Annotated in this window: 6 protein-coding genes; 4 read left to right on the top strand and 2 right to left on the bottom strand. The window is 61.5% G+C overall.

Annotation, left to right across the window (positions count from 1 at the left end):
* A partial coding sequence (gene murJ, locus NW856_RS00910; protein WP_414398631.1) for a murein biosynthesis integral membrane protein MurJ occupies nt 1–1,444 on the top strand: 1,444 nt, incomplete at its 5' end.
* Here the strand turns inward: murJ and sigC are convergent.
* Nucleotides 1,441–2,541: an RNA polymerase sigma factor SigC gene (sigC, locus tag NW856_RS00905; protein WP_414332157.1), complete on the bottom strand. Its 1,101-nt coding sequence runs from the start codon at nt 2,539–2,541 to the stop codon at nt 1,441–1,443. The genes murJ and sigC overlap by 4 nt on opposite strands.
* A 614-nt stretch (nt 2,542–3,155) precedes the next feature.
* Between sigC and NW856_RS00900 the strand changes: the two genes are divergently transcribed.
* The gene (locus tag NW856_RS00900; protein ID WP_414398630.1) at nt 3,156–3,716 is read left to right on the top strand and encodes a cofactor assembly of complex C subunit B; all 561 of its coding nucleotides are present in this window, start codon (nt 3,156–3,158) and stop codon (nt 3,714–3,716) included.
* A gap of 12 nt (nt 3,717–3,728) precedes the next feature.
* Here NW856_RS00900 and mutS read toward each other — a convergent pair whose 3' ends face one another.
* Nucleotides 3,729–6,404: a DNA mismatch repair protein MutS gene (gene mutS, locus NW856_RS00895; protein WP_414398628.1), complete on the bottom strand. Its 2,676-nt coding sequence runs from the start codon at nt 6,402–6,404 to the stop codon at nt 3,729–3,731.
* A 466-nt stretch (nt 6,405–6,870) separates the two neighbouring features.
* Between mutS and NW856_RS00890 the strand changes: the two genes are divergently transcribed.
* Complete coding sequence (locus NW856_RS00890) at nt 6,871–7,914, top strand: FecCD family ABC transporter permease (RefSeq protein ID WP_414398632.1); 1,044 nt, start codon at nt 6,871–6,873, stop codon at nt 7,912–7,914.
* Nucleotides 7,911–8,744 (top strand): ABC transporter ATP-binding protein, encoded by an 834-nt coding sequence (locus tag NW856_RS00885; RefSeq protein WP_414398627.1) that lies wholly within the window; start codon nt 7,911–7,913, stop codon nt 8,742–8,744. The genes NW856_RS00890 and NW856_RS00885 overlap by 4 nt, the downstream gene beginning before the upstream one ends.
* Nucleotides 8,745–8,889 lie beyond the last annotated feature (145 nt).

Below are 8,889 nucleotides of genomic sequence, written 5' to 3'. Positions count from 1 at the left end.
CGGTTTTCTGTTGATTCTGCTGGGAGGGATCAACGGCCCTTTTCACAGCGCCATCGTCAGTGTCCTCAAAAAGCAGCGGGATCGGGACAGGGAGGATGCGGCTGCCTGGCTGGAATCCATTTCCACCTTGGTAGGCTGCCTGCTCCTGCTGGTCAGCTTGGGCCTTTGGTGGGGAGCGGACTGGGTGGTGCGCCTGAATGCGCCGGGAGCCAGCCCCGAAGTCCATGCTCTGGCCGCTGCGCAACTGCGGATCATGGCCCCTTTGGCCTTGCTCTCGGGGTGGATTGGCATCGGCTTTGGAGCGCTGAATGCTGCCGAACACTACGCCTTGCCTGCCCTTAGCCCGCTGATCTCCAGCTTGGCGGTGATCGGGATCCTGGTCACGCTGGGATGGACGGGGATCCCAACTTTGCTGGCCTGGGGCGTGCTCATCGGGGCCATTGCCCAATGGTTGGCCCAAGTTCCGCTCCAGATGCGGTTAGGGCTGGGGCGACCGCGCCTGCGCTTTGAGTGGGGATCCCCGCAGGTACGGGCGGTGGGCTTGCTGATGTTGCCGGCGGTGATCTCCTCCGGGATGATCCACATCAATGTTTATGTGGATCTGTTCTTTGCCTCTTTCGTACCTGGGGATCGCACCATCGGCAACTTGGGATATGCCCAGCTTCTGGTACAAACGCCGCTGGGGATCCTCTCCAACATGGTGCTGGTGCCCTTGATGCCTCTCTATGCCCAGTTGGCAGGGGATGGATCCCGTTGGCCGGAGCTGCGCCAGCGTATCCGCCAAGGGCTGATGCTTACGGCAATTGTGACCCTGCCCCTGTCGATGCTGTTGGTGGCGTTGGCCGAGCCCATTGTCCAAGTGGCCTACCAGCGGGGGCGCTTTACGCCAGAGGTGACACAAGAGGTGGCAGCCCTGCTCATGGCCTATGGTCTAGGGATGACCGGTTACCTGCTGCGGGATGTGCTGGTGCGGATCTTCTATGCCCTGGAGGATGGGGCTACGCCTCTGCGCATCAGCAGCATGGCCATTGGCCTGAATGCCCTACTGGACTTTCTATTTTTGCAGGCTTTTGGAGCGCCGGGCATTGCCCTGGCCACGGCGGGGGTTAATCTGGTGGCGCTGATCGGTTTGGGAATCCGGCTGCACCGGCACCTGCCAGGGATCCCTTGGCGGGAGATGGGACAAGCCCTACTGCCATTGCTGGGGATCACCGTCTTGGCCGGGGGACTGAGCCATTGGCTGTGGACCCAACTGCGCTCCTACGAGATTGTGGGGTCTCCCCTGCTCACCGCCATCATTTGGGCCGGGCTGGCCGCGGGTTTAGGTCTAAGCTTGTTCGCCGCCGGAGCTCTCTACCTGCGGATCCCAGAAGTGGAGTGGGCAGCAGCCCGACTGCGGAAACGGGTAGGACGCTGGGGGAGCCAGTGGGCAAGCCGGAACTAGCTGATAGCTTCCAGGTAATCTCGCACGCGGTTGCGTCGCTTCGGCTGACGCAGCTTCTGCAGGGCTTTGGCCTCAATTTGCCGCACCCGCTCTCGCGACAGATCCAAGGCGCGACCGATTTCCGCCAGCGAATAGGTGCGCCCATCCCCCAAGCCGAAACGCATGCGGATCACATCCCGCTCGCGGCTGGTGAGATCCGAGAGCAACTGCTGCAGATCGCGATGCAGGGCTTCCCGCATCATGGTCTCTTCTGGAGAAATGTCGTCAGTTTCCAGCAAATCCCCCAGTTCGGTGTCCTTGTCTTTGCCCACCTTGGTTTCCAGAGAAACCGAGCGGGGCACCCGTACCAACAGTTCCCGCACCTGGGGCGGGGTCATCTCCAGCTCGGAGGCGATGTCTTCGATGGTGGGGGTGCGGCCCTTTTCCTGGGAGAGCTTGCGCTGCGCTTTTTTGATCTTGTTCAGCTTCTCGGTGATGTGGACGGGCAGGCGAATGGTACGGCTTTGGGTGGCAATGGCACGGGTAATGCCCTGCCGGATCCACCAGTAGGCGTAGGTGCTGAAGCGGTATCCCTTTTTCGGGTCAAACTTTTCCACCGCTCGCTCCAGGCCCAGCGTACCCTCTTGGATCAGATCCAGCAGCTCCAAGCCGCGGTTTTGGTACTTTTTCGCCACCGACACCACCAGGCGCAGGTTGGCCTTGATCATGTGTTCTTTGGCACGCTTGCCAATCCGCTGAATCTGCTGCAGCTTTTCAGGGGTCAGTTGCGCCCACTCGGGGTACTGGTTGGCCTTGGCCACCCATTCCGCAAGAGTGGGATCCCGTCCCAACTCTTTCTGCAGGCGCAGGCGCAAATCCAAGAGCTTCATGTAGTCTTGGACTTTTTGGGCCAGGGCCACCTCTTCATCGCGCCCCAAAAGAGGAACACGACCAATCTCCTGTAAATAGAGGCGCACCAGATCAGTGGAGCGGCGGGTTGGCTCCTCTTCCAGAAACTCGCCATCGGCCAGATCCACCTCTGCTTCTTCGGCAGCATCGAGGAGATCGGCGGGGCCATCCAACAAAATGTCGTTGAGTTCAGGTTCGTAGTTAGACATGTAGGGTGTTGCTGATGTAGCGACAGGGGTAGGCAGTTCAGTGGGCTGAGAGAGGAATGGTCAGTGATGTGGAGCAAGTTAAGCTTAAGTGTTCCCCAACGGTAACTTCGCGCCTGCTCAACGCCTTACAGCAGTCAGAGGAAATCATACATTGACCTCTTCCTCAACCCGACCTCCTGCCCATGCCCCATAGGGAAAGGCTGAAGTAGAAGCGGAGGGGTCACACGGAGAGCGTGAGCCCCTTATCATAACTTAATTATAATTGCATTTCTCAGCCCAGAGACATGAGAGCCAGCGTAGGATCCCCCCAGTTCAACCGTCACCGCCACTGCGAAAAAGCGTATTGCCCTCAGGGTGAACCCAGCAGATCGTCCTTGGGGGAAGTAACCCATCCATCCTAGAGGGTCTAAACTTCAAAGGTAGCGTGTAAATTGCTTTGCCTATTCCAATCTATTCGATTCTACTCGATGAACTGTTCCCATTCACCTATCCCACCCAGCTGTGGGGGAGCCAGACTCCCCGAACAGGTCAACCCCCTTCCTCTGGGCGGACTGGGCTCTGCTCAGGCACTTGGGTTGGCCATAGCCCCGCTGACGGGGGAAAAGGTTTCAACCTTGGCGTTGACGACTCTATTGGCCATCGGTCTATTCTTTTTTCTGCGAGCTGCGGGCAAGGATCGCGTGGAGAGTCGCCTCTACTTTAGCAGTCGCAGCCTGGAGGAAATGGGATCCGCTCTACGGGAGCACTTGGAAGGGCGTGGCTATCGTCTCCAGTCCGCCGATGCCGAGGGGATCGCCACCTTTGCAGGGCAGGGTCAGGCTAGCGTGGGGCTGGCCCTTTTTTTGACGGGACTGGCGGGGACGGGACTGGCCTGTTTGGCCTTGGTGCTGCAGACCCTTGAGCCGGGGTGGGGAGCTTGGCCCTGGATGGTGGTGCTGGCTTCTCCTTGGGCGGGTTGGTACTACCGGCAGCGCAACCAACGCCCGGAACAAATCCGCCTGAAACTGCAGGAAGCCGACGAGGACTCCGTCCCGCTCCCCTTCTGTGGACAGCACGGTTCCCCCACAGCACCAACGCGAACGGCCCCTGGATCCCATCTGTGGGTGGAGGGGCATCGGGATGAGCTGGATGGGCTGGCTGCAGCCCTGGGGTTGCAAGAACGGGATCTGGATTAGGGGTAGGGGAGTCTAAGGCCAATCGGGAGAGAGAGGTGCTGGGATCAAAGACAGTTGATCCCCAACGGCGGAATCGGGGCTGCGATTGGGAGCGGGCTCTTTTTTGCAGTTCTTCTGGGCAGGTTGGCTTTTCCCTTGGTTTCTCAAGCCCAGGCCGATGCGGCTGTGTTTTTCCACTAGGGCCAGCACCTGTTTGGCCCGCTCGATCACTGGCTGGGGCAGGCCAGCCATGCGTCCCACCTCGATGCCATAGGAGCGATCTGCCCCCCCAGGCTGTACCTGGTGCAAGAAGATGATGCGATCTTGCAATTCCTTGACCACCACCTGAAAGTTGGCCACGTTGGGCAGCAAGGTCTCCAGTTGGTTGAGCTCGTGGTAGTGGGTGGCAAAGACCGTACGGGCGCGCACCTGAGTGGCCAGGTATTCCGCCACCGCCCAGGCAATGGAAAGGCCATCGAAGGTAGCGGTGCCTCGGCCAATCTCGTCCAGCAGCACCAAGGAGCGCTCGCCGGCGTGGTTGAGGATGTTGGCGGTCTCGTTCATTTCCACCATGAAGGTGGACTGGCCGGTAGCCAGATCGTCCACAGCGCCAATGCGGGTAAATACGCGGTCGCAGAGGCCCAACTCTGCCCGCCGCGCGGGGACAAAGCTGCCCATCTGGGCCAGGATTTGGATGAGCCCAATTTGCCGCAGGTAAGTGGACTTGCCGGACATGTTGGGCCCGGTGAGGACGATCAAATCGGGGCCGTGGGGGGATCCCAGTTGCACCGAATTGGGCACGAAGAGGCCCTGGGGCAGGGATTTTTCCACCACCGGGTGGCGACCCTCCTCGATCATGAGCCGGCGGTCTGTTGTGAGGAGGGGACGGGTGTATCCCTGCTGCACTGCCACTTCCGCCAGGCCAAACAGAGCATCGACGGCAGCCAGGGTCTGGGCCGCTTGGCGGATGGCTTCGGCCCGGGATCCTGCCTCTTGGCGCAACTGCACAAACAGCTCGTATTCCCGCTGGTTGATGTCGGTTTGGGCTGTGAGGATGCGGGCCTCTTTTTCTTTGAGCTCGGGGGTAATGAACCGCTCTTCGTTGGTCAGGGTTTGCTTGCGGATGTACTCTTTGGGGACTTGGTGGGCCTTGGCGCGGCTGATGCTGAGGTAGTAGCCGAAGGCCTTGTTGAAGCCCACCTTGAGAGTGGGGATCCCAGTGCGGTCGCGCTCGCTTTTTTCCAACTGGGCAACCCACTGGCGGTCTTGCTCCACCTGCTGCCGCAGCCTGTCCAGCTCGGGATCCACGCCGGCTCGGATGAGGCCCCCCTCGGTGAGCACAGGGGGAGGGGAGGGCAGAAGGGTGTGCTCGATGCGTTGGCCCAGCTCAACCAGGGCGGGATCCACCTGTTGCAGGCTTTGCAAGAGGGGAGTCTTGGCTTCCCCCACCAGCTCGGCCAACTGGGGCAGTTTGCCCAAGGAGGATCCCAAGGCCACCAGCTCGCGCGGGTTGGCGGTGCCCGATCCGACGCGGTTGGCCAGCCGCTCCAGGTCGTACAGAGAGTCCAGAAGGGATCCCAGGCGGGCCCGCAGAGAAGGGTTTTCCAAAAGCTCTTGGATGGTGTCTTGGCGAAGGCGGATTTGCTCCGAATCCCGCAAAGGCTGCATTAGCCAGCGCCGCAAAGTGCGCCCCCCCATGGCTGTACGGCTGTGATCCAGCACCCAGAGCAGGGATCCGACAAAGGATCCCTCGCGGATGGTCTGGGTCAGCTCCAAGTTGCGGCGGGTTTGGGGATCCAAGATGAGGTAATCCGTCAACTGATAGGTGCGAGGGGGACGCAGGAGCGGATGGCCCCCCTGAGGAGAGGGCTGCACTAGGTTCTTTTGCGTCTCCTCCAAATAGTGCAACAGCCCCCCCGCCGCTCGAATAGCTAGGGGCAGCCCCTCGCAGCCCAATCCCTCCAGAGAGCGCAGGCCGTAGGTTTGCATTAGGTTCTCCCGCGCCACCGCCAACTCGAAAGGCTCCGCTGGGCGCAGCGTATAGGCGTACTGGCCGGGTAGCCCCAAAGGCCCTTGGGGATCCCCGGGCCGCAGTAGACCCAGGCCCAGTCCCTCCTCGGTGGGCAGCAGGATCTCCGCCGGCTGCAGCCGCGCCAGTTCCTGCTCCAGAGGCTCTTGCCCCTCGCTTTGACACACCCAGAACTCGCCGGTGGAGACATCCGCGTAGGCCAGGCCCCAGCGGCAGGGAGCTTGCCTTGATCCTTTGAGCTGCACAATGGCCGCCAGGTAGTTATTCTGCCGCGCCTGCAGCAGCTCTTCTTCGAGGACGGTGCCAGGGGTGATCACCCGCGTCACTTCCCGCCGCACCAAGCCCTTGGCTTGCTCTGCTGGCTCCATCTGGTCGCAGACGGCCAGGGCATAGCCTTTGGCCACCAACTGGGCGGCATAGCGGTCAAAGGCGTGGTAAGGGATCCCGCACATGGGTACCCTGCCGATGGCTCCGGCCTCTCGCCCGGTGAGCACCAGCTCCAGCTCCCGCGACACCACTTGCGCATCCTGGAAAAACATCTCGTAGAAATCCCCCAGGCGGTAGAGCAAGATGGCGTGGGGATACTGCCGCTTCAGCTCTACGTAGTGCTGCATCATGGGGGTGAGGAGGGTGGGATCCACCTCCAGGGCATTCCAAGTATGCTCGGCGGGAGAAGTCATGGCATCAAAACGTGGGCAAGCAATGGGCTGAAGGTTCGGAGTCTAGCCAACTCGGGCCGACCAGCTTGGGCCATTCTAGATCCAGGTCTAGATGAAGTTTGAGACGTTTCCCCAGCCCTTCTCCCCTGATTCCCATTTCGCGGTTGGTTGCCATGACCTCGCTCAGGGTAGTTGGATCCCCCCTGAGGTAAGTCTGAATGGCTGGGCAGAGGCGCTGCCCGGTCTTGTCCAAAAGCCCTGAAGCGCAAGAGGGAGAAATTTAGGCACAAGCTATTGAAACTGACTTGCAACATCCAAGAAGCCTTGCTATTCTAGCGACTACGTTTTGTTGAGTTTGACTTTCAATAAAGCTCGGGAGGGAGGCCTGGCCAACTTGGCTGAGTTTTCCATCCCGACCTTGCGGGCGGAGGGGGTTTCTTGGCCTCAGAAGGCTCTCTTCCTGGGCAAAGCTCGAGAGGTTTTCCCGGTGCTGGTCGATCGCGAGTGTCCGTATACAGAGGTTGAGGGGGGCAGAGGCTGGGGGCAAAGAAAGCGGCTGCTCTCGCCAATCGGTTTGACCTGTTTGCTATTGAGTTTCATTTTCCTAGTACTTTTGGTCTCGATTGCTTTGGGATCCGTTCCCATGACTTTCCCAGAACTCTGGCAAGCCCTGTGGGGGCAGGGGGATCCCATTCGGCAGACGATTGTTTGGCAGTTGCGGCTGCCGCGGGCGCTCTTGGCCCAGTTGCTGGGGGCGGCTCTGGGGATGGCAGGGGCCCTGTTGCAGGGGATGCTGGGCAATGGGCTGGCGGATCCCTACCTGCTGGGCATTTCGGCGGGGGCGGGCCTGGCGGCGGTGGGGTTGCTCACCTTGGGAGAGTGGACGGCTTGGGTGCCCCTGGCCGCTTGGGTGGGCGGGGTGCTGACTACCGTGTTGGTGTACGGGTTGGCGCGTACTCCCTCGGGACTGGCGGTGGAGCGGCTGATCTTGGCGGGGGTGGCCGTCAGCGCCCTGTTTGGGGCCATTAGCTCCACCTTGTTGTTGATGGCAGATGACCGGGTGCAGGTGGCTCTCACCTGGTTGATCGGCAGCTTGAGCGGGCGGGGCTGGCCAGAGGTGCAGGTGGCCGGGGCGTATATCCTGGTCGGCTTGGGATTGGGATGGGGGCAGGCGCGGGCTTTAAACCTGCTGAGCTTGGGGGAAGAGATGGCGGTGAGCTTGGGGATCCCTCTAGTGCGGACGCGGGTGGTGATTGGTCTGGTGGCGGCTTGGCTGGCGGCAACCGCTGTCAGTGTGGGGGGGGTGATCGGCTTTGTCGGTTTGGTGGTGCCCCACATGGTGCGGCAGGGGGTGGGATCCGATTACCGCTGGCTGTTGCCCCTTTCTGCCTTGGCAGGGGCGACCCTGCTGAGCGGTGCCGACATCCTGAGCCGTTTGGGCCCGATAGAGCTGCCGGTGGGGATTGTCACCGCTGTGATGGGGGCTCCCTTTTTCGGCTGGCTGCTGCGGCAGCAGGGGGCGGGGCGATGAGAGAGCCCATCCTGCAGGTCGAGGACTTGAGCGGGGGCTACGGATCCCGGACGGTGGTGCGACAGGTGAGCTTCAGCGTGCAACAGGGGGAATGGCTGAGCATTGTCGGCCCCAATGGTTCGGGCAAATCGACGGTGCTGCGGCTGTTGAGTCGGGTTCTGATTCCCCAAGCTGGGCGCGTGTACCTGGACGGTCGGGATCTGCACACTCAACTCACTCCCCAGCAGGTGGCCCGGCAGTTGGCTCTTTTGCCCCAGCAGCCGAGGATCCCGGCAGGGCTGACGGTGCGGCAATTGGTGAGTCTGGGGCGTTCTCCCCACCAGCCCTGGTGGGCGTGGCAGTTGACGCCGGCGGATCGGCAGCGGGTGGAGTGGGCTCTAGAGCAGACGGGACTGGGATCCCTGGCGCTGCGGCGGGTGGAAACCCTTTCGGGGGGCGAGCGGCAACGGGCTTTTCTGGCGTTGGCTTTGGTGCAGGAGCCGCAGGTGTTGCTGTTGGATGAGCCCACCACCTTTTTGGATCTGCGCCACCAACTGGAGCTGCTGGAGCTGTTGCAACGGCTGAAGCAGGAGCAGGGCCTGACGGTAGTTACGGTGCTGCACGACCTGAATTTGGCCATTCGCTACAGCGAGCAGATTGCCTTGCTGGGATCCGGCCAGATGCAGGCCCTGGGGTCTCCCTTGGCGGTGTTGACCCCCAGCCGGGTGCGACAGGTGTTTGGCCTGGAGGTGGAGTGGATCTCGACTCCGGTAGGGCCACAGCTTTGCCCCCTGCGCAGCACAGCCCCGTCAGCAGCAAGGCTCCCTTCCCTGCCGCTGTCAGGGTGCTGAGGGAGGGTTTGGCCGGTTTTGCAGTGAATTTTCCCTGTTGTGGATTTCGAGGAGCATGAGAGGTTATGCGCGTGAACGGTCGTTGGTGGCGGGTGGTGAGTTTGGGGTTGAGTTTGGGAGTGGGCTGGGGATCCCTGTCCCAGGC

Origin of the sequence: Synechococcus sp. R3-13 (assembly GCF_047462195.1) — a bacterium.
Lineage (GTDB): Bacteria > Cyanobacteriota > Cyanobacteriia > Thermostichales > Thermostichaceae > Thermostichus.
Note: the sequence above shows the minus strand (reverse complement) of the source record. Positions and strands in the feature narration are given on the sequence as shown.

Bases quoted from the DNA above. Each gene is read 5' to 3' on its own strand.
- NW856_RS00885 (WP_414398627.1), top strand. From the start codon at position 7,911: ATGAGAGAGCCCATCCTGCAGGTCGAGGACTTGAGCGGGGGCTACGGA.
- sigC (WP_414332157.1), bottom strand. From the start codon at position 2,541: ATGTCTAACTACGAACCTGAACTCAACGACATTTTGTTGGATGGCCCC.
- mutS (WP_414398628.1), bottom strand. From the start codon at position 6,404: ATGACTTCTCCCGCCGAGCATACTTGGAATGCCCTGGAGGTGGATCCC.